The organism is Ancylobacter terrae (genome assembly GCF_045108345.1).
GTDB lineage: Bacteria > Pseudomonadota > Alphaproteobacteria > Rhizobiales > Xanthobacteraceae > Ancylobacter.
Window position 1 is genome coordinate 2,528,076 of sequence record NZ_JBJGXH010000001.1, and the last position, 18,554, is coordinate 2,546,629.

The window sequence follows — 18,554 nt, forward strand, 5'->3', positions numbered from 1 at the left end:
CCAGCTTGGGGATGCCCTCGAGGAGCCACCTTATGCGCCCGTCCGAGGAGGAGTTCGCATCGTGCGGCGATCGTCTCCTGAGCGAGCGAAGATTCTGAACACGGCGCGCATGTTCTTGGCGAATCGTTCAGGACCAACTTCTATCGGCGATATCTTTGATCATGTAACTTCGCTTGGTTTGGAAGTGGGCGGCGCAGAGCCACGCAACAATCTCAGTGCAATGCTATCAAACTCTGCGGCGTTTCAATCGCATGGGCGCGCAGGATGGACTTTAAGCGGAAATCTCTTGGCGGGCGGATACCCACCTCCACCTCCACCTCCACCTCCACCTCCACCTCCACCTCCACCTCCGCCTCCGCCTCCGCCTCCGCCTCCGCCTCCGCCTCCGCCAAGGAAAGAGGAATAGATAGAGAACGTCCGCTTGGGTGAGGCGATTTTTTGTGGGAAGGGCACGTCACAGTCACTGTAAGGTGGCCCAAGCCACTGTCGACCCCCGCTCACCCCGCCGGCACCGCCGCCGGCCCCAGCAACCACTCCACCGCCATCGCCACCACCGGCGGCTGCCAGGCGTGGGGGCCGTTATATTCGATGTAGGTGACGTCGTAGCCGGCCTGCTTCAGCGCGGCGACATGGGTGCGGGCGCTGCGGTCGATCGGGATCTGGGTGTCGGCGATGCCGTGCGAGAGAAAGATGCGCGGGGCGCCCTCCTGCAGCTGCACCGACATGAAGCCGGCCGAGGAGACGATGAGATGCGTCACGACATGGCCGTTGGTAAGCCCGAGCGAGAGCGTGTAGCTGCCCCCGTCGGAATGGCCGGCGAAGCAGATATGCGACGTGTCGAGCGTGAAGCGCGCGCCGACCTCGTGGAGCGCGGCGTCGAGGCGCTCGCGGTCCGGCCCGTTGCCGGCGATGACGATGTCCCAGGTCGGGAACAGCGATTGCGGCACCAGAAGCAGGAAGCCGCGCGCGGCGGCGTGGGCGGCCAGCATCGGGGTGATCTTCTCGGCGCTGCCGCCGCCGCCGTGGAACAGCACCACCAGCGGGGTCGGGCGCGACGGATCGATGCCCTCCGGCACGTGCAGGATCGCCTCGCGCCCCTCGGCGAGGCCGAGCACGCCCTCGGCGAGGACATGGCGGCCCGGCGGCAAGGGCGGCAGGGTCGGCGGGGCGGGGGTGAAGGTCAGGCGGCCGGCAAGCTGGGGATCGATCATGCCCGGCACATTAGCGGGGCGTGGCGGGGGCGCAAGCGGTCCGATTTTCGCCTTTCGGATCAAAGTTTTATACAGACGCACGGAATCATCGCGCCACCCCTTGCATACAGTATGCCTGTGAATTACCTCGTTGCTATAAGGTTGGTGCGCGGCGACGGGCCGTTCCGGGCCACGCGACGCGCACGCCATCTGGAGGAGGAACATCGATGACTGCCACCGCCCATGCCAAATCCGCCCTGAGCGGCTTCCTCGACGAGGTCGGCGCGCTGGTCGCCGCCGGCAACTATGCCGGGGTGTCCGAGCGCTACAAGGCGTTCGTCGCCGCCAACCCGACCTCGCGCTTCCTCGCCTCCGAGCCGATCCCGACCAAGATCGCGCTGAAGATCACCGGCGATGTCGGCTCCAGCGCCTTCACCACCTTCACGCTGAAGCGCCCGACCTGGGCCTCGGACCTGCGCAAGATCGCCGACGATCCGGCCGCCTTCGCTGGCGCCGTGCACCGCATCGAAGCGGAAGCCGCCTCCTACCGGAACGGCAAGGGCTGACGACCGCCGGACCCGAGCGCGCCCGCGCTGAGCCCGCCTCGCGCGCCGGTCACGGCTGGCGCGCGAGCGTGCCGAGGCCGTTGCCGTTCAGCTCCTCGATGGTGATGGCGCCGGCCCGCCCGTCCGGGCCGATGGCGAAGCGCACCGCCGAGGGCATGTCCGGCATTTCCGGGCTCGGGTAGATCAGGAAGAGATCGCGGTCGAAATGGGTGAGCGGGTAGGCTTTCCGCCCGCCCGGGCCCAGCTTCAGCACCAGGGCGCCGCCCTCGCGCGCCACCGCGCCGGGGCCGACATAATCGTTGGCGTAGCTGCCGACATAGGCGTCCGCCGGCAGGGCGGGCGTCGCCGGGGTCGGCGGGGCGGCGTAGGTATTCTTCGCCGCCGCCACCATCGGCCCGAACAGGCTGTCATAGGCGCCCTGCCACGGGGCGATCCAGTCCTTCTCGACGCGGCCGTCGAAGACGAGGTCGAAGAAGGAGGCCGACAGCCCCTCCGGCACCCCGCTCGGGAAGGCGTTGGTGAGCAGCACGATGCCGATCTGCTGCTCGGGATAGAGCGTCACCAGCGTCTGCGCGCCGACGCTGAAGGCGCCGGCATGGCCCCAGCTCACCCCGTGGCGGCCATACTCGATGTTCCAGCCGAGCCCGTAGAAGGACGGCGCGCCGGTCACCGGGTTGTGGCCCCGCGCCATCAGCGGCACATGGGTGGCGGCGATCGATTCCGGCGTGATCAGCCGCTGCGGGCCGAACTGCCCCGCGCCGAGCTCCAGCCGCATCCACTGCGCGAGGTCGCGCACGGTGGAGGAGATGCCGCCGGCGGGGGCCTGGGTGCCCGGGTCGCGCGTGAGCTTCGCCACCCATTGTCCGTCGACCGGCACGTGCAGCGCGGCGCGGTTGGCCCGTGCGAGGAAATCGGCGTAGCGGTAGGAGGTGGTCTTCATGCCGAGCGGGCGGAACAGCTTCTCCTCCGCCACCTCCTCCCAGCTCTTGCCGGTCGGCTTCACCGCGGCGAGCGCGCCCATGGTCAGGCCGGCGTTGGAGTAGGCGTAACCGGCGCGGAAGCTGGACGAGGGCGGCACCAGCCGCAGCCGGGCCATCACCGCGTCGCGGCCATAGCCGAGATCCTCGATGTCGTCGCCGGCATTGCCGGGCAGGCCGCTGCGGTGGTTGAAGAAGTCGCGCACCGTCACCTGCTGGGTCGGGTAGGCGCCCATGAGCTGGAACTCGGGCGCCAGCTCGGCGACGCGCGTGTCCCAGTCGAGCACGCCATCGCTGACCAGCGCCGCGACCACGGTGGAGGAGACCGGCTTCGACAGCGAGGCGATCTGGAACACGGTGTCGGCGTCGACGAGATCGGCCCGGCCCATGGCGCGCAGGCCGAAGCCCTCCGCGAACACCACCTCGTCATTATGCACGACGGCGATGGCGAGGCCCGGCACGCCGCCATCGGTCACCGCCTTGCGCGCCATCTCCGCGAGCCTGGGCAGCGCCGCCGTCACCTTGTCGCGCGCCACCGGCTCGGCGCGGGCGGGACATGCCGCCGCCAGCACCACCCCCGCGACCATCCATGCGCGCGGCCACCGCGCCCCTGCCATCAGTCCCATGTCCCCTCCCCGCCCCGATTGTCCGGCAAGCGCTGCGCTCGCCGCGTTTCCGATCGATCCAGCCCCGGACTACCCCGCCTCCGGCAGCGTCACGATGACCGCGTCGAAGGCGACGTCCGAGGTCACCGCGCTGGCATGGCCGCGGCCGTGATTATCCGCCATCAGCCAGGCATCGCCCGCGCTCACCGTGCGCACGGTGCCGTCGCTGGCCGTCACGGTGAGGGTGCCGGCCCAGCAGAACAGCATCTGCCGGTGCGGCGAGCGGTGGAACTCGCCCTTCCAGCCGACGGGGATGCGGATGACGACATAGCCGGTGGCGGGCTGCAGGCCGGAGGTGAAGAAGGGCACCGCCGGCGGCGCGAACTGGGCCAGGGTGCGGGGAAGCGCGAAGGCGTCGAAATGGCTCTCGCCGGCCGCGTCCTCGCTGATCCGGAGGATGTTCAGCGGCTCCGTCGTGGCGGGTCCGGTCGGGACTGGGTCTGTCATGGCGGCCTCCCCGCGCGGCGAGGCCAGATGGCCGGCCCGTTCCTGCGCGTGCGGCCAAGGCTAGCATGCGGGGCGCGGGGCGCCAGCGGGCTCGCGCGCGACACACCTCGGCGCGGGCGGGCTCCGACGATCTCGATTCGTCATCCGCCGCGATGGCGACGTGGCCTCCTCGGCGTCATCCCGGCCGCAGCGCAGCGGAGAGCCGGGATCGCCATCCGCGGACGGCGCCGCTTCCGGCGCCCGATCCCGGATCGCGCCGATGGCGCGTCCGGGATGACGCCCGGGGGATGGCGCTCCCCGCCATCAGCGCCGAGAGCGGTGCTTCTTTGCCGCAAAGCCGAACGATCATCGCGCCTCAGCCCGGGGCGGGCGGCACCACCACCGCCACCGCCCGCGCCACGGCACGCGCGCGCTCGGCGGGCGCGACCGGGCAGCCGACCCAGGCGCGGTAGAGCAGTTCGCCGGCGATCAGGTCGTGGAACACCGACGCCAGCGCCGGCACATCCAGCCCGCGCGCGAGGCGCGGGTCGTCGCGGTGCCGCTCGAGAAACGCGGTGACCACCGCGCGCGAGACTTCCGGGCCGTTCTCGTGCCAGATCCTGCCGAGCACCGGAAAGCGCCGACCTTCGCCGATCACGAGGCGGAAGAAGGCGAGATGGCGCGGCGCCAGCAGCACCTCGAGCAGCACCTCGCCGAGCCGCGTCAGCCCGGCCTCCAGCGACAGCCCGTCGAGCTCCACCGCCTCGATCGGCGCCACCAGATCGCGGCAGACATCCTCGGCGACGGCGAGCAGCAGCCCTTCCTTGCCGCCGAAGAAACCGTAGACATTGGTCTTGGAGCCGCCGGCGGCGCGCACGATCTCGTCGAGGCTCACCCCGTCATAGCCGCGCTCCAGGAACAGCTCGGCCGCGAGCACGCGCAGGCGCGTGCAGGTGGCCGAGCCGCGCTCGGTGCGCCGGCTCGGGCAGCGCCGCAGGGTCGATTTCGGCGCGCCCTCCCCCACGGCCGGCAGCGCTTCCGCGCGCTCGGCCGCGTCACCCTCGCGGGAGGCCGCATCCGGCCTATGGTCGGGCTGTGACGTGTCAGGCCGCCTTCTTCAGCGTCTCCACGAGACGGATCTCGGTGAGGAGAACGTCGATCGCACCCAGGGTAAAGTCCAGCGCCGCCTTGTCGGTCAGCTTGCCGTCGGTGACCTTCTTCTGGACCTCGGCGATGGCGACATGCGGATAGGACACGACGCGGGCGCCGGCGGCGCTCAGCGCGTCGCGCACCTGATGCTGCGCGCGTACGCCGCCGGTGACGCCCGGCGAGGAGGAGACGATCAGCGACGGCTTCGCCGCGAAGGCGCTCTGGCCATAGGGGCGCGAGGCCCAGTCGATGGCGTTCTTCAGCACGCCGGATGTCGCATAATTGTATTCGGGCGTGGCGACGATGGCGCCGTCCGCCGCCTTGATCGCCTCGCGCAGGGCGGTGACGCCGGCCGGCGGCGTCGCGTTGTCGAGGTCGCCATTATAGAGCGGCACGTCGTTCAGGCGGAACACCAGGAGTTCGGCCTTGCCGGCCAGCGCGTCCTTCAACCCTTCGAGGACCGCGGTGGAGAAGGAGCCGGCGCGCAGGCTGCCGGAAATGCCGATGAGCTTGGGGAGCGAGGACATGGGGATTCTCTCGAATGGGGAGCGTTATCGCGAATCGGTACCGTACGGTATCGTACCATTTCAAGCCATGATTTGCGGAATGGCACGGCTCGCCCTGCTCAATGCCGCGTGCTACCCATCGTTCCGGCCCGCCGCCCGTGCGTGCGGGCGCCGACAGGGAGCTGCGTAGCCGCGTGATCCTGACCGACCGCGACATTGCCGACGCCATTCGCGAGGGCGCGCTGAGCATCGACCCGCCGCCCCCGCCAGAGGCCTATGCCCCGAACGGCGTCGACCTCGCGCTCGACGCCCGCATGACGCTCTACCGCGAGCCGGTGGCGGGGCAGGACCCGGTGATCGATCCGGCCGGCCCGGGCTACAGCTTCGCGGAAGCCATCCGCGCCATGGCGGACGACATCGAGATCGGCGCGGACGGCTTCGTGCTCGACCCCGGCCGGCTGGTGCTGGGGTGGACCTGCGAGAAGGTGGACCTGCAGCCGACCGCCCGGCTCGCCGCCCGGGTGGAGGGCAAGAGCTCGCTCGCACGCATCGGTCTGATCGTCCACCTCACCGCACCGACCATCCACGCCGGTTCGACCGGCCGGATCCAGCTCGAGATCATCAATCTCGGCCCGCGCCCGATCCGGCTCCGGGCCGGCATGAAGGTCTGCCAGCTCATCATCGAGCAGACGCTGGGCGTGCCCGAGCGCGGCTATCGCGGCCAGTTCGCCGGCCAGCGGGCGGCCGGATAGACGTTTCTCGGCAGAGGCTTAGCTGGCGAGCAGGTCGCCGCGCCCGAGCCGGCGCACGGCGCGGCCGAGGCGCTCCTCGTCGCGGCGCAATTCGCGTATGGCGCGGGCGGTGTAGATCATGTGCGCACGGCTGGCCGCCTCGGCCGCCGCGACATCGCCGGAGACCACCGCCGCCCCGATCGCGCGGTGCTGCTCCAGCAGCGCCTCACGCACGCCGTCCTGCCGGAAGACCTTGATCCGGCTGAAGAAAATATCCCGCCGCAGCATCTCGGAAAAGGCCCGCATGACGTGCAGGATGACGAGATTGTGGGAGGCCTCGTAGACGAGGCGGTGCAGTTCGATGTCGGTCTCCGCCTCCTTTTCCGGGTCGTCGAGCCGGTGCGCCTCCTCCATCGCCGCGAGGCAGGACCGCACCGCCTGCCGCTCCGGCCCGGTCGCGCGCAGCGCGGCAAGGCCCGCCGCCTTGCCCTCGACACCCTCGCGATACTCGAAATAATCGTCTGTCACCCGCGCATCCGAACGCAGCAGGCCGGCCAGCGGCGCGGTCAGCGAGGCGAGGAACTCGGCCACCACCGTGCCGTTCCGCCCGGTCTCCAGCAGCCCGCGCGTCTCCAGCAAGCGAATCGCTTCGCGCAGCGAGGGGCGCGAGACCTCCAGCCGCTCGGCGAGGTCGCGCTCGCTCGCCAGCCGCTCGCCGGGACGCAGAACCCCTTCCAGAATAAGGCCTTCGATATGGTCGGCGATGGATTCGGCGAGCTTCGGGGGGCGCAGCGGCTCGATCATGGGGCGTCCGTGGTCGCGTAAATTGTCCGATTGACATCGATGGTCAAATTAATTTACCAGATGAGCCGTCCGCTGAACAACCCCGAAATGAAGGCTGCACCGCCATGGCCGCGATCACCACCATCCAGGACCTGCGCGCCCGGGCGAAGCGGCGCGTGCCGCGGGCGGTGTTCGAATATGCCGACAAGGGCTCCTATGACGAGGTGACGCTCAACGCCAACCGCGCCGAGCTCGCCGCCATCCCGCTGCGCCAGCGGGTGATGATCGACGTCTCCGACCGCTCGACGGCGACCACGCTGGTCGGCGAGCCCGCCGCGCTCCCCCTCGCCATCGCCCCTACGGGCCTCACGGGGCTGTTCCATGGCGATGGCGAGATTCATGGCTGCCGAGCGGCCCATGCGGCGGGGATACCGTTCACGCTGTCGACCATGTCGATCTGCTCGATCGAGGACGTCGCCGGGGCCGTCTCCAAGCCCTTCTGGTTCCAGCTTTATGTGATGCGCGACCGGGCTTTCTCGGCCTCGCTGATCGAGCGTGCGAAGGCGGCGAAATGCTCCGCGCTGGTGCTGACGCTGGACCTCCAGATCCAGGGCCAGCGTCATCGCGACATCAAGAACGGCCTCACCGTACCCCCCAAGCTCACGCTCGCCAACGCCCTCGACACCGCCACCAAGCCGGCCTGGGCGTTGAGCGTGCTGATGGGTAAGCGCCACTCCTTCGGCAATCTCGCGGACAAGGTGCCGGGTGCCGATAGCCTGACGACGCTGTCGCAGTGGATCGCCGGCCAGTTCGATCCCTCGCTGAGCTGGAAGGACGTCGAGTGGGTGCGATCGATCTGGCCGGGCAAGCTGATCCTCAAGGGCGTCCTCGATGTCGAGGATGCGAAGATCGCGGCAGCGACGGGGGCCGACGCCATCGTCGTCTCGAACCATGGCGGGCGCCAGCTCGACGGCGCGCGCTCGTCGATCTCGGCGCTGCCGAAGATCGCCGAGGCTCTTGGCGGATCGACCGAACTCCTGTTCGACGGCGGCGTTCAATCGGGCCAGGATGTGCTGAAGGCGGTGGCCCTGGGCGCGAAGGGCTGCCTGATCGGAAAAGCCTTCCTCTGGGCTCTCGCGGCCGGCGGACAGAAGGGGGTCGCGCAGGCGATCGAGATCATCCGCAAGGAACTCGACGTCTCCATGGCGCTGACCGGGACCAAGGACGTGACGGCCGTGGACCGCAGCGTGCTGGGCTTCTAGCCGGCTTTCCGCCGCGAGGATGGCCCGGCGGCGCGCCTCGAGAGGCGCAGCGGCCAGCGGACCATGTGGTCGACGAAATCGGCCATCGGCAGTTCGTCCTCCAGCGCCGCGACCCGCCCGCGCACGGAGACGCCGGCCGTATGCACCGTCTCGGGGTCTCCCGAGACGAGCGGATGCCACCAGTAGAGCGGCCTGCCCTCGGCCACGAGGCGATAACCGCAGGATGGCGGCAGCCAGCCGAGCCCACGCACGGCGTCCGGGGTCAGGCGGACGCAGTCTGGAACATGGGTCTGGCGGTCGGGATAGTCGCGGCAGCGGCAGTGGAAGTCGTCGAGCAGGCGGCACCCGATATCGGTATAGGCCACGGCCCCACTGTCCTCGTCCTCGAGTTTGACGAGGCAGCAGCGCCCGCAGCCGTCGCACAGGCTCTCCCACTCCGGCTGGGTCATCTCCTCCAGCGATTTTCGCGCCCAGAAGGGCGCCTCCGGGAGGTCGGACGGCGGGGGGGCATCGGTCATGGCGCCTTCATACAGGCGGTCGGCCTTCATGGCGACCCATCCCCGAGCGCGCCGCCACGAGGCGAAGGGTTCCCGGCGCGCAAATGTTACCGGGCGGGGAGGTCATCCGCACGCCCCGTGCCTCTCGCCCGCCGCAATGCGCTCGGCTATAAGAACCTCCTGCGCGCACGAGGAAGACAGGCTTGGACGAGAAGTCGGAGAAAGGGCTGCCGGAAACGCAGGCCAAGGCGGCCGACGAGCCGGCACCAGTGCCGTCCCGGCGCTCGCGCAAGCTCCGGCATGCCCTGCTGGCGCTCGATTCCTGGATCGACAGCTCCATTTATGCCGCCGGCGCGCGTCTTCGCAGCGGGTGGGAATCGTTCATCGCCTTCATGGACCGCTTCCACGTCCAGGGCCCCACGCGCCTTGCGGTCGAGGTCGCATCCGAGGGCATGACATGGGGCGCCGTCGGCGCTGTTCTGATGCTGGCGCTCGCCATCCCCGCCTTCCGGGAGACCTCCGACGACTGGCTCAAGCGCGCCGAGCTCTCCGTGGTGTTCCAGGATCGCTACGGCAATGTCATCGGTGAGCGCGGCATCCGGCACAACGACACGGTGCCGCTGGAGGAATTTCCAGATCACCTGATCAAGGCGGTTCTCGCAACGGAGGATCGGCGCTTCTACGAGCATTTCGGCATCGACATACCCGGCACCTTCCGGGCGGTGCTCTCGAACGCGCGGGCGGGCGGCGTCGTGCAGGGCGGCTCGTCGCTCTCCCAGCAGCTGGCCAAGAACCTGTTCCTCTCGAACGAGCGAACGCTCGAACGCAAGATCAAGGAAGCCTTCCTGGCGCTCTGGCTCGAGTTCCACCTCACCAAGAACCAGATCCTGAAGCTCTATCTCGACCGCGCCTATATGGGCGGCGGGTCGTTCGGCGTCGACGCGGCCGCGCAGTTCTACTTCGGCAAGTCCGCCCGCGACGTCACGCTCGCCGAAGCGGCCATGCTGGCGGGCTTGTTCAAGGCGCCCTCGAAATTCGCGCCCCACGTCAACCTGCCCGCCGCGCGCGGGCGCGCCTCGGTCGTGCTCGACAACCTGGTCGATGCCGGTTTCATGACCGAAGGCCAGGTCTTCGGTGCGCGTCGCAATCCGGCAACGCCGGTCGACCGCAAGCTGGACGACGTCCCCGAATACTACCTCGACTACGCCTTCAACGAAGTGAAGAAGATCGTCGACACGCTGCCGAAATCCTACGCGGAGCGCTCCTTCGTGGTGCGAACCGCACTCGATTCGAACATCCAGAAGGCGGCGGATGCGGCGGTGCGGGACGCCATCCGGCAATTCGGCAAGGACTACGGCGCCAAGCAGGCGGCGATGGTGATCATGGAGCCGAACGGCGCCATCCGGGCGATGGTCGGCGGCACCGACTATGGCGAGAGCCAGTTCAACCGCGCCACCGACGCGCTCCGCCAGCCGGGCTCCTCGTTCAAGCCCTATGTCTACACCGCCGCCCTGATGACGGGGAAATTCACGCCGCAGACCATCGTGGTCGACGGCCCGATCTGCATCGGCAATTGGTGCCCGCAGAATTACGGCCGTTCCTATTCCGGGCGCATTCCGCTGATCACCGCCCTTACCCGTTCGCTGAACACGGTCGCGGTGAAGCTGGCGGAAGCGATCGGGCGCGGACGAATCGTCGATCTCGCCCATGCGATGGGCGTGAAGAGCGAGCTCAAGATCACGCGTGCGCTGCCGCTCGGCGCGGCGGAAGTGACCGTGCTCGATCAGGCGACCGGCTATGCCGTATTCGCCAATAACGGCATGTCGGTGGACCCCCACACCATCATCGAGATGCGCACGCCCGCCGGCGAGCCGGTGTGGAGCTTCGCCCGGAACGCGCCGCCACCGCACCGGGTGATCCCCGAGAACATCATCGCCATGATCAACCCGATGCTGAACAGCGTGGTGGAGAACGGCACGGCGCGGCGTGCCATGCTGCCCGGCACCAAGGTCTCGGGAAAGACGGGCACGACCAATGCCTACCGTGACGCATGGTTCGTTGGTTTCACCGGCAACTATGTAGGGGCCATCTGGTTCGGCAACGACAATTACGAGCCGACCCGCAAGATGACCGGCGGTACGCTGCCCGCCATGACGTGGCAGAAGGTGATGGCATTCGCCCATCAGGGTATCGAGCTGAAGCCGACGCCGGGGCTCGGCAACCAGGCGCCGCCGAAACTCGACGGGGCGGCAGCGCAAGCCTCGCCGCTGCAGGTGGATGGCGTTCAGCAGCGGCCGGTGACCTTGGCGCCGCTGGCGGCCGATCGCCTCCTGCGCATCGAAAAGCTCCTGAGGGAAGCAGCCGGCACACCCGGTGTCCCGCGCTCCACGGCGGCCATCGATGCGCCGACCGGCAGCAATTGACCGTGGGGGTGGCGAATGAAGGCCTGCAGTGTCGTCCTCCCTCACCACGCCGGACGAAAACACCCGGCCGGTGCGAGCCGTGCTATATGACCGCGATGGTCTCCTGCTAACGCCCTTCCGGATCGCCGACACATCGTGCGTGCCCTGCCCTACATCCTGACCCTTGCCATCGGCGCCACCGTCGGCCTCGGCCTGACATGGGCGGCGACGCGCGATGACTACGGCTTCGGCACGGTGAAGGCCGGCCCTTGGCGTGCATGGCCGAAATCCGGCACCGAGGACGCCGATCCCTATGCACGGGCCACCTTCGCCCGTTCGGGCGAACTGCCCATCGAACTCGCCGACGGGCTGGCCTTCATTGCGACCCGGGACAGCGAGGGGCGCGCGCTGGATGGGCGCTGCGACATCCGGCTGGTCGGCAAGCTGCCCCAGGCCCGGTACTGGACGCTGACCCTTACCGACCAGCGCGGACGGCTGATCGACAACGTCGCCGGCCGCTATGGCTTCACCAGCGCCGAGGTGGTCTGGACGCAGGATGGCAACGCCGAAATCGTCGTTGCTCCGCGCGCGCGGCCCGGCAACTGGCTGCCCAGCGGCGCACGCGATCGCCTGATGCTGACGCTGCGCCTCTACGACGCCCCGGTCGGCCTCGCCACGCGCACCAGCGACGCCCCCGAAATGCCCGCCATCATCACGGAGCGCTGCCCGTGAAACGCTTCGCCCTGCCGCTGGCCATCGGACTGGTGCTCGGCGGCATCGTCCATCTCGTCTCGGTGCTGATGTTGCCGCATTTCGCCGAGCGCGACGCCTATGCGCGTCTGTCGGCGATCGGCAGCCCGAATGCCGTGGCGCCGATCGACGATCCCACCCCCTTCGGCGCCGTGCTGCCGGCAACGGATCCGGCCTTCGTCGCGCTGGTCTGCCTCTACGACCTCGAGCAGGGGCCTCTGAAGCTGCGCATCCCGACCTCGCCGGACTACACGTCGGTGTCGTTCTATACGCGGCTCGGTCTGCCCTATTACGCGATCAACGACCGCTCGGCGGGCCGGCGGATCATCGAGCTCGATCTGATGAGCCCCAGCCAGAAGGCCGCGCTGCCCGATGACGACGAGGTCACGGTGGCCGATCGTCTCGTCGTCGAATCGCCGTCCGAGACCGGAATGGTGCTGGTGCGGGCGTTCGTGCGCGAGCGCGGGGCGCGGGAGGACGTGCGGCGGCGGCTCGAAGCGGCGACCTGCGGCTCCGCGACCTGAGCCTCGCGGAAAACGAGGGGCGGCAAGGGAAATCAAGGTTAACGCGACGCTAATTTTTGGCGGGTCTAATCGCAGCAGCGCTTCTGATTCGGAATCGCTTGCAATTTGCGAGCACCGCCATGGCCGACGACTTTCTTGCCGATCTCCGCCGTTCGATCGAAGCGGCACGTCGCGCCGGTGTGGATACCCGTCCGCTGCTCCTGAAGTCGCTCGTCGAGCACTATGTTGCACAGTCCCGGCCCGACGCGCCTGCACAGCAGCGCTTCACGGTGCTCGCGCTCCGGCTCTTCGACGCCGTGGACGCTCGCACGGCAACGAGCGCATCCGCGCTGCTCGCCCCGCATCCGGCCACGCCCTATGCCGTGGCGCTCCACCTCGCGCAGGCGCCTATCGAACTGGCCGCGCCCATGCTGCGGCAGTCGCCGGTGCTCGACGAAGTGACCTTGATGGCGCTTGCCGAGACAAGTTCCGCGGCCCATGTCGCCGCCATCGCGGCGCGGCGCGATGTGCCGCCGACCCTCGCCAAGCGGCTCGCTGCCGCGACCCATGACGCGCGCTCCGCCAGCCGGGTCGAACCCGCCGTCGTGCCCCCGGTTCCCGCGCCGCGCCTCTCGCTGGGGCCCGGCGACTTCCTCCGTGCCTCCGCCGCCGAGCGGGCGCTGATCCTCGACAGCCTCGTCGCCCTGCCGCCGCTACCGCTGAGCGAGCGCGCGCCGCGCGCCAGCCACGCGGCTCTGGAACGTCTCGATCAGGCGGCCATCCGTCATCAGCCGGAGAGCTTTCGCGATGGGCTCCAGCAGGCGCTCGGCGTCTCGGAAGAGATTGCCGGCGCCATTGTCGCCGACGGCAGCGGCGAGGCCCTCATCGTCGCCTGCCGGGCGCTCGGCATGAATTTCGACGCCGTGTCGCGGATTCTCTTCTTCCTCAATCCGGCAATCGGCCAGTCGGTGACCCGCGTCTTCGGTCTCGCCGACCTGTTCGAGACGCTGCCCGACAGTTCGGTCCACCATCTGGCAGCAGCCTGGCGGGAGGGCGCCCGCCGTCCCGCTGCGGGCCGGAAGACCGAGGCGCCGCCGTCCATGCGCAGCTTCGGTGGTGCACGCCGTATCGCCCCCGGCGCTGCGGAAGAGGCCGGCGCGCGCCGTCAGCGCGGCTGACCCCGGGCGAGTTCGACGAAGGGACGCCCCTCGCGGTCCTCGATTTCGACGAACCAGATGTCAGGGTCGAAGCCGATCTCGCGCGCCATACGCTCCTCGACGGCCTGCTCCGTGCTGCCGGGCGCAAGCAGCACCTCGAAGCGGCGCTCGCCGTCGTCTTCGGCCGACAGGGTTGGCAGCGCAGGTGCGTAGAGTGACGCATGACCATCCAGCGTGGCGACCTTGACGAAGATGGCGCCAGCCTCCTCCGCACCGCGTCGGCGGACAGCGGCGAAGGCGCCCTGACCATTTGCGCGCCGGACGAGCGCCGCGACGAGTATGGCGCTCTTGAGCCGCACGCGTCCGCCTACTGGATGTTCAGGCCGGCCACGGCATTGAGCTCGCGCACCAGACGGTCCGACACGACACCGGAGATGGGCAGCCGCCGATCACGCTCGAAACGGATGATGGCATCGCGGGTCGCCGCGCCGGTCTGGCCATCGACCTTGAGCGGTCCATAGCCCAGCTTGGCGAGCGCCTTCTGCACCGCCACGAGCCGCGGCGAGGCCGCGACATCCGCCGGCGGCCGGGGAATCGCGTCCGTGGCCGACGGCGCGGCCGGGACCGGTGCCGCCGCCGGTTTGGACGAGGGGGTCGGCACGGCGGCACTTCGTGGCTTCGGCGCCGGCTTGGCACCGGCCGCCGGCGCCTTCGCATCCGAACCTGCCTCGGTCGTCGTCGCCGGATCGGGAGCGGCAAACAGAGGCGACGGGGTCGGAACGGGCAAGGGCGCGGCGGAGGATACCGGTGCGGCCGTCGTCTCGACCGCGAGATCCCCGGTCCCCCGAGCTTTTTCCTGCAAGGCCAGTGCGTTGCCGAGCACGGCTGCCGATGCCGCCGCCAGCAGCAGCAGCATGAACAGGTCGGTCCGCCGTTCGGGCATGAGGCGCGCGAACAGGCCGCGCGGCTCGTCGTCAAAACCGATCGGGTCACGCAGCAGGTCGGAAGCGAAGGAACGCGACATCATGTTTTATCCTTCACGCGCGCTTCTTCAGGAGGTCGGCGGTGTCGACCGACGAGGGTCGGCGCGGGAGACGAGCGATCTTCGGCCGTTCCTCCACCCCGGCCGCCATGTGCAACGGCAGCCGCACCTCGACGCTGGTGCCTTCGCCGACGCGGCTGCCAATCTCGACCGTGCCGCCGTGGAGCGCGACCAGCCCCTTGACCACCGAAAGGCCGAGACCGCTGCCTTCATAGGGGCGATCATAGGAGGAGCGCGCCTGGAAGAAGGGTTGCCCGAGGCGCATGAGATCGGCTTCCGCAATACCGATCCCGGTGTCCGTCACGCGCAGCATCAGGTCGGCGCCGCTGGCCCTGGCGACGATGCGGATCGAGCCGCCGGCAGGGGTGAACTTCACGGCATTGGAGAGGAGATTGATGACGATCTGGCGCAGCGCGCGCTTGTCGAGCACCAGTTCGCCGAGCGCGGGATCGACCTCGGTCACCACCTTAATGCCGGCCTCCTCCGCCTTGAGCGCGACCATGGAGGTGCAGCCCGCCAGCAGCGGCGCGAGTTCAAAGGACTCGGGGAGAAGCTCGAAGCCGCCGGATTCGATGCGGGAAAGATCAAGGATGCCGTTGACCACGCTGAGCAAATGCTGGCCGCTCTCGTGGATCAGGCGGGCATAGCCGGCCCGCCGCTCGGCTGGCACCTTGCCTTCGTCGCCCGCCATCAGGATTTCCGAGAAGCCGATGATGGCATTGAGCGGGGTGCGCAGTTCATGGCTCATGCTCGCCAGAAAGCGGGTCTTGGCGAGATCGGCGCTTTCGGCCACCTCACGCGCATCGGCCAGCGTGATCTCGGTACGCTTGCGCTCGGAGATATCGCGCGTGACCGCGACCACCTGGCGCCCCGACGTGCCATCACGGCCGGCGCCCGGCCAGTCGTCGACAGCGCGTGCCCGCATCTCGACCCAGATGAAGACAGGCTCGCCGCCGTCGAGCGGACCCCGGCGCACGCGGAACTCGATGGCGCCGGTGCCGTCGCGCGCGGCATTGGCGAGCGCCCGCAGATAGGCCGGGCGATCGGCGACATGAACGCGCTCGAACAAACCGTTGTTCAGCAGCGCCTCGCTGGGTACGCCGAACAACTCCCGGGCGCCGGGCGACACGAAGACGGCGTCGCCGGAGCGGGCATGGCGGGTGATTACGTCCGTCATGTTCTGCGCGAGCAAGTGGTAGCGGGCTTCCTGCTGGCGCACCAGTTGTTCGCCCGTCTCGCCGATATAGGTCGCACTGGCGGCGAGAGCGGCGGCATAGAGCACGGCGGTCAGCAGACCGAACAACCGCAGCCACTCGCTCTCCAGAAGTTCGGGACGCGGCGCGGGCAGGAGATGCAGACTATCGGCGGCAAACAGACCGAACGCGACGGAAAGCGCGGCCGCCGCCGCCACGGCCGCGACGCGACGCGATGCGGTGAAGGCCGACTCGAGCGGGATGACGAGCAGCCACGGGATCACGAAGGCATTCAGCCCCCCGGTGACGGCCGCGACGGCCGCCACGAGCCCTGCGAGCGTGAGCGCGGACATCAGATGCGCCACTTCGAAACGCCCGGTCCGCGACAGGTACACGGCGATGCCGATAGGGGCCACAAGCCAGGCGAAGATCATGGCTTCAACCGCCCCCGGCGCCCCCCGCACGGCGAGGAAGACCGGCAACGCCGCAAGGGCGCAGGCGCCGCCCGTGAGCCGGGAGCCGATGAAACCCCGATGCTTGGCGACCACCACCGCATCGGCGGCCGCCGGCCCGCGGCCGCCCGCGCGCACGGCAGGGTGCACGAGCGTATCGAGATAGGCCTGCAGCGGAACAAAAACCGACATCATGCTCGAAACCGACGGCAGCGCTTCGGGCCGCGCTGCCCCTGACCTTCCCGACATGCTGCCATCGACGGCTTAAGCGAACCCTAAGCCGGGTCGATGAAGTCGGCCTAAGTCACGTCGCTCCGCGCAGGGAACTCACCGCACGGAACTCACCGCACGCCGGGGGTCTTAACAGGAGCTTTCGCAAACTGCAGGACTTTGCCGCAATCTGATTCCAGAACTTCAAGGCAAGGCTGCTAGCGTGGAGGAAATGGCGTCGGAAAGGCGCTGGCGTTCGATGTTGAGGCAGGCGTCATGATGTTTCTGCTGCGTACCGCGTTCTGGCTGACGATCGTTCTCGTGCTGCTCCCCGGGGTGCCGAAGTCGGGCCAGGACGTGACGGAGAAGGTCAATCCGGTCGAAGCGCTGTCAGCGGCAACCGCGACGGTGGCCGATGCTGGCGGCTTCTGCGGCCGGCAACCCCAGGCCTGCGCGGTCGGCGCCCAGATGCTCGATGCGGTGGGTGAGCGGGCCCGCGAAGGCGCGTTGATGGTGTTCGAGTTCGTGAGCCAGAAGATCGTCGAGCAGAAGCGCGCGGCGGCCGTGCACAGCGGTAAGGGGGTCGACACCCTCACCAAGGGCGATCTCGGCGCCGAGTGGCGTGGCCCCGCGGAAAGCGGTGACGGGCGCACGCCGCCCGATGCCGGCCATGTGCCCGTGCCGCCCAAGCGGCCGGCCTGATCGGCATCGCCACGCCCGCGGCGGCGTTGCGTTTGTGACGTGCGGCGCCCTATATGCGCAGCATGGATATCGACGCGATCATCGATGATTTCGAGCTGCTGGATAACTGGGACGATCGCTATCGCTATGTGATCGAACTCGGCCGCAAGCTGCCGCCCTTCCCCGAGACCGATCGGACCGAGACCAACAAGGTTCAGGGCTGCGCCAGTCAGGTCTGGCTGGTGGCGGACCAGTCCGTCGGAAATGGCTCGAACGGGTTGTCGTTTCGGGGCGATTCCGACGCGCATATCGTGCGCGGCCTGATCGCCATTCTCCTCGCGCTCTATTCCGGCCGAACAGCCGCGGAGATTCTCGCGACCGATCCCGCGAGGGTGTTCGAGCGCATCGGCTTGCGCGAGCATCTCACGCCGCAACGCTCGAACGGCCTACGCTCCATGGTCGAACGTATTCGGGCGGACGCGCGCGCGGCACTCACGGCTGCGGCGGACTGACCCCTTCGTCCTCGATCGTCGGCCGCGCGCCTGGCGCGAGCCACGCGCGACTGCGGGTTCGTTCGCGGCCCCGGATGCTGCCGGCCACCCCATAGTGGCGGGCAAGGCGATCAAGTCCCAGCCCGAGCACGACCTTAGCGGCCCGCGCTGGCCAGCCACGCTCACTCTCAACCTGCTCCATTCCCTTGAGAAAGCAGCAGACATCCAGCAGCAGGCCCGCAAATTCCGGGCCGACCGCCGTCAGCGCGCGATCAACCCGCTCCTTCGCGGCGAGAATCGCCTCCGATACGCTCGGGCCTGGCGTGGCGCCTGCCCGACGACGTCCGCGACCGCCCGTTCCCGACCAGTCCGAGGTGAGGCGCGGCGTCATCTGGGCGCGGGTGAAATCGAGGCGCAGCCGCTCGCCGGCGACGAGCTGGGTGGCGTCGACCATGGGACGACCATCGCGCCCCTTCCGGCGGGCAAGCCACGCCAGCGGGCTCTCGGCGAGGTCCACCAGCACCTCGGCGGCAATGCCGTCGATCTCGATGCGTGCCTGGCCGATAACGGACGGCGACGACGCGGTCGGCTCATTCATCGGCCAAGCCCCCAACCATAGGCCGCCCAGCAGGCGGTGAACTCGAGAAAGTCGAGACGGCCATCCTGCGCACTGTCGTCGCGCATCTCCTCGACCACCCGGCAGGCATGGGCAACGGTCGAATGATGACGGCCAAAGCCACGGCCGACCTGCGCGAGGCTCATGCCCAATCCGACATGGGCGAGATACATGGCGATCGCCCGCGCATGGGCGCTTTGGCGGCGGCGGTCCGGGCCGAGGATGTCTGCCGGCGAGAGGTCCAGCGCCGCCGCCGTGATGTTCGCCACCAGTTGGCAGAGAGCCAGAGGCGCGTCGCCCTTCAG

The 18,554-nt window shown here is 69.1% G+C and carries 22 protein-coding genes; 9 read left to right on the plus strand and 13 right to left on the minus strand.

Annotated features, from left to right (window positions below; all coding sequences use genetic code 11):
• Nucleotides 1-212: 212 nt before the first annotated feature.
• Nucleotides 213-347, minus strand: coding sequence for a hypothetical protein (locus ACEUEL_RS12220; protein WP_405705386.1), 135 nt, complete (start codon nucleotides 345-347; stop codon nucleotides 213-215).
• Between the two features lie 150 nt (nucleotides 348-497).
• Nucleotides 498-1,211: an alpha/beta hydrolase gene (locus tag ACEUEL_RS12225; protein WP_405705388.1), complete on the minus strand. Its 714-nt coding sequence runs from the start codon at nucleotides 1,209-1,211 to the stop codon at nucleotides 498-500.
• A gap of 206 nt (nucleotides 1,212-1,417) precedes the next feature.
• Between ACEUEL_RS12225 and ACEUEL_RS12230 the strand changes: the two genes are divergently transcribed.
• Nucleotides 1,418-1,756, plus strand: a complete 339-nt coding sequence (locus ACEUEL_RS12230; protein ID WP_405705391.1) for a hypothetical protein — start codon at nucleotides 1,418-1,420, stop codon at nucleotides 1,754-1,756.
• A gap of 49 nt (nucleotides 1,757-1,805) precedes the next feature.
• Here ACEUEL_RS12230 and ACEUEL_RS12235 read toward each other — a convergent pair whose 3' ends face one another.
• The 4 genes from ACEUEL_RS12235 to ACEUEL_RS12250 all read right to left on the minus strand — a co-directional run bounded on the left by ACEUEL_RS12235 (nucleotide 1,806) and on the right by ACEUEL_RS12250 (nucleotide 5,500).
• Complete coding sequence (locus tag ACEUEL_RS12235) at nucleotides 1,806-3,359, minus strand: serine hydrolase (protein WP_405705394.1); 1,554 nt, start codon at nucleotides 3,357-3,359, stop codon at nucleotides 1,806-1,808.
• A gap of 69 nt (nucleotides 3,360-3,428) precedes the next feature.
• A complete protein-coding gene (locus tag ACEUEL_RS12240) occupies nucleotides 3,429-3,845 on the minus strand; it encodes a cupin domain-containing protein (RefSeq protein ID WP_405705397.1) in 417 nt (138 codons plus the stop codon).
• Between the two features lie 355 nt (nucleotides 3,846-4,200).
• Nucleotides 4,201-4,848: a TetR/AcrR family transcriptional regulator gene (locus ACEUEL_RS12245; RefSeq protein WP_405705399.1), complete on the minus strand. Its 648-nt coding sequence runs from the start codon at nucleotides 4,846-4,848 to the stop codon at nucleotides 4,201-4,203.
• A gap of 79 nt (nucleotides 4,849-4,927) precedes the next feature.
• Entirely contained in the window at nucleotides 4,928-5,500 is a 573-nt protein-coding gene (locus ACEUEL_RS12250) for an NADPH-dependent FMN reductase (protein ID WP_405705401.1), read from the minus strand.
• A gap of 173 nt (nucleotides 5,501-5,673) precedes the next feature.
• Here ACEUEL_RS12250 and dcd point away from each other — a divergent pair, with 173 nt between their 5' ends.
• Complete coding sequence (gene dcd / locus ACEUEL_RS12255) at nucleotides 5,674-6,231, plus strand: dCTP deaminase (protein ID WP_405705404.1); 558 nt, start codon at nucleotides 5,674-5,676, stop codon at nucleotides 6,229-6,231.
• Between the two features lie 18 nt (nucleotides 6,232-6,249).
• Here the strand turns inward: dcd and ACEUEL_RS12260 are convergent, their stop codons facing one another.
• Nucleotides 6,250-7,014 (minus strand): FadR/GntR family transcriptional regulator, encoded by a 765-nt coding sequence (locus ACEUEL_RS12260; protein ID WP_405705407.1) that lies wholly within the window; start codon nucleotides 7,012-7,014, stop codon nucleotides 6,250-6,252.
• 104 nt (nucleotides 7,015-7,118) lie between these two features.
• Between ACEUEL_RS12260 and ACEUEL_RS12265 the strand changes: the two genes are divergently transcribed.
• Nucleotides 7,119-8,255: an alpha-hydroxy acid oxidase gene (locus ACEUEL_RS12265; protein WP_405705410.1), complete on the plus strand. Its 1,137-nt coding sequence runs from the start codon at nucleotides 7,119-7,121 to the stop codon at nucleotides 8,253-8,255.
• Here the strand turns inward: ACEUEL_RS12265 and ACEUEL_RS12270 are convergent.
• The gene (locus ACEUEL_RS12270) at nucleotides 8,252-8,773 is read right to left on the minus strand and encodes a YcgN family cysteine cluster protein (protein WP_405706748.1); all 522 of its coding nucleotides are present in this window, start codon (nucleotides 8,771-8,773) and stop codon (nucleotides 8,252-8,254) included. The two genes, ACEUEL_RS12265 and ACEUEL_RS12270, sit on opposite strands and share 4 nt — an antisense overlap.
• Before the next feature lie 248 nt (nucleotides 8,774-9,021).
• Here ACEUEL_RS12270 and ACEUEL_RS12275 point away from each other — a divergent pair, with 248 nt between their 5' ends.
• From ACEUEL_RS12275 to ACEUEL_RS12290, 4 genes are all read left to right on the plus strand, one after another.
• On the plus strand, nucleotides 9,022-11,175 hold the full coding sequence (locus ACEUEL_RS12275; protein WP_405706750.1) for a transglycosylase domain-containing protein: 2,154 nt from the start codon (nucleotides 9,022-9,024) through the stop codon (nucleotides 11,173-11,175).
• A gap of 135 nt (nucleotides 11,176-11,310) precedes the next feature.
• A complete protein-coding gene (locus tag ACEUEL_RS12280) occupies nucleotides 11,311-11,886 on the plus strand; it encodes a DUF1214 domain-containing protein (RefSeq protein WP_405705413.1) in 576 nt (191 codons plus the stop codon).
• Nucleotides 11,883-12,428 carry a DUF1254 domain-containing protein gene (locus ACEUEL_RS12285; RefSeq protein WP_405705415.1) on the plus strand — a complete coding sequence of 182 codons (546 nt, stop codon included), beginning with the start codon at nucleotides 11,883-11,885 and terminating at the stop codon, nucleotides 12,426-12,428. Before ACEUEL_RS12280 ends, ACEUEL_RS12285 begins: the two co-directional genes overlap by 4 nt.
• 119 nt (nucleotides 12,429-12,547) lie before the next feature.
• Nucleotides 12,548-13,585, plus strand: coding sequence for a DUF2336 domain-containing protein (locus ACEUEL_RS12290; RefSeq protein ID WP_405705417.1), 1,038 nt, complete (start codon nucleotides 12,548-12,550; stop codon nucleotides 13,583-13,585).
• Here the strand turns inward: ACEUEL_RS12290 and ACEUEL_RS12295 are convergent.
• The 3 genes from ACEUEL_RS12295 to ACEUEL_RS12305 all read right to left on the minus strand — a co-directional run bounded on the left by ACEUEL_RS12295 (nucleotide 13,573) and on the right by ACEUEL_RS12305 (nucleotide 16,446).
• A complete protein-coding gene (locus ACEUEL_RS12295; RefSeq protein ID WP_405705420.1) occupies nucleotides 13,573-13,923 on the minus strand; it encodes a DUF1491 family protein in 351 nt (116 codons plus the stop codon). The genes ACEUEL_RS12290 and ACEUEL_RS12295 overlap by 13 nt on opposite strands.
• A gap of 8 nt (nucleotides 13,924-13,931) precedes the next feature.
• Nucleotides 13,932-14,480 carry a peptidoglycan-binding domain-containing protein gene (locus ACEUEL_RS12300; RefSeq protein ID WP_405705422.1) on the minus strand — a complete coding sequence of 183 codons (549 nt, stop codon included), beginning with the start codon at nucleotides 14,478-14,480 and terminating at the stop codon, nucleotides 13,932-13,934.
• A 121-nt stretch (nucleotides 14,481-14,601) separates the two neighbouring features.
• Nucleotides 14,602-16,446 carry a PAS domain-containing sensor histidine kinase gene (locus ACEUEL_RS12305; protein WP_405705425.1) on the minus strand — a complete coding sequence of 615 codons (1,845 nt, stop codon included), beginning with the start codon at nucleotides 16,444-16,446 and terminating at the stop codon, nucleotides 14,602-14,604.
• 291 nt (nucleotides 16,447-16,737) lie between these two features.
• On the opposite strand from ACEUEL_RS12305, the gene ACEUEL_RS12310 reads away from it, so the two are divergent.
• Both ACEUEL_RS12310 and ACEUEL_RS12315 read left to right on the plus strand, forming a co-directional pair.
• A complete protein-coding gene (locus tag ACEUEL_RS12310) occupies nucleotides 16,738-17,163 on the plus strand; it encodes a DUF5330 domain-containing protein (RefSeq protein ID WP_405705427.1) in 426 nt (141 codons plus the stop codon).
• Nucleotides 17,164-17,225: 62 nt separating this feature from the next.
• On the plus strand, nucleotides 17,226-17,654 hold the full coding sequence (locus ACEUEL_RS12315; RefSeq protein WP_405706752.1) for a SufE family protein: 429 nt from the start codon (nucleotides 17,226-17,228) through the stop codon (nucleotides 17,652-17,654).
• Here the strand turns inward: ACEUEL_RS12315 and ACEUEL_RS12320 are convergent.
• Together ACEUEL_RS12320 and ACEUEL_RS12325 are read right to left on the minus strand one after the other, a co-directional pair.
• Nucleotides 17,635-18,231, minus strand: coding sequence for a DUF6456 domain-containing protein (locus ACEUEL_RS12320; RefSeq protein WP_405705430.1), 597 nt, complete (start codon nucleotides 18,229-18,231; stop codon nucleotides 17,635-17,637). The two genes, ACEUEL_RS12315 and ACEUEL_RS12320, sit on opposite strands and share 20 nt — an antisense overlap.
• On the minus strand, nucleotides 18,228-18,518 hold the full coding sequence (locus tag ACEUEL_RS12325) for a helix-turn-helix domain-containing protein (protein ID WP_405705433.1): 291 nt from the start codon (nucleotides 18,516-18,518) through the stop codon (nucleotides 18,228-18,230). Before ACEUEL_RS12325 ends, ACEUEL_RS12320 begins: the two co-directional genes overlap by 4 nt.
• Nucleotides 18,519-18,554: the final 36 nt, after the last annotated feature.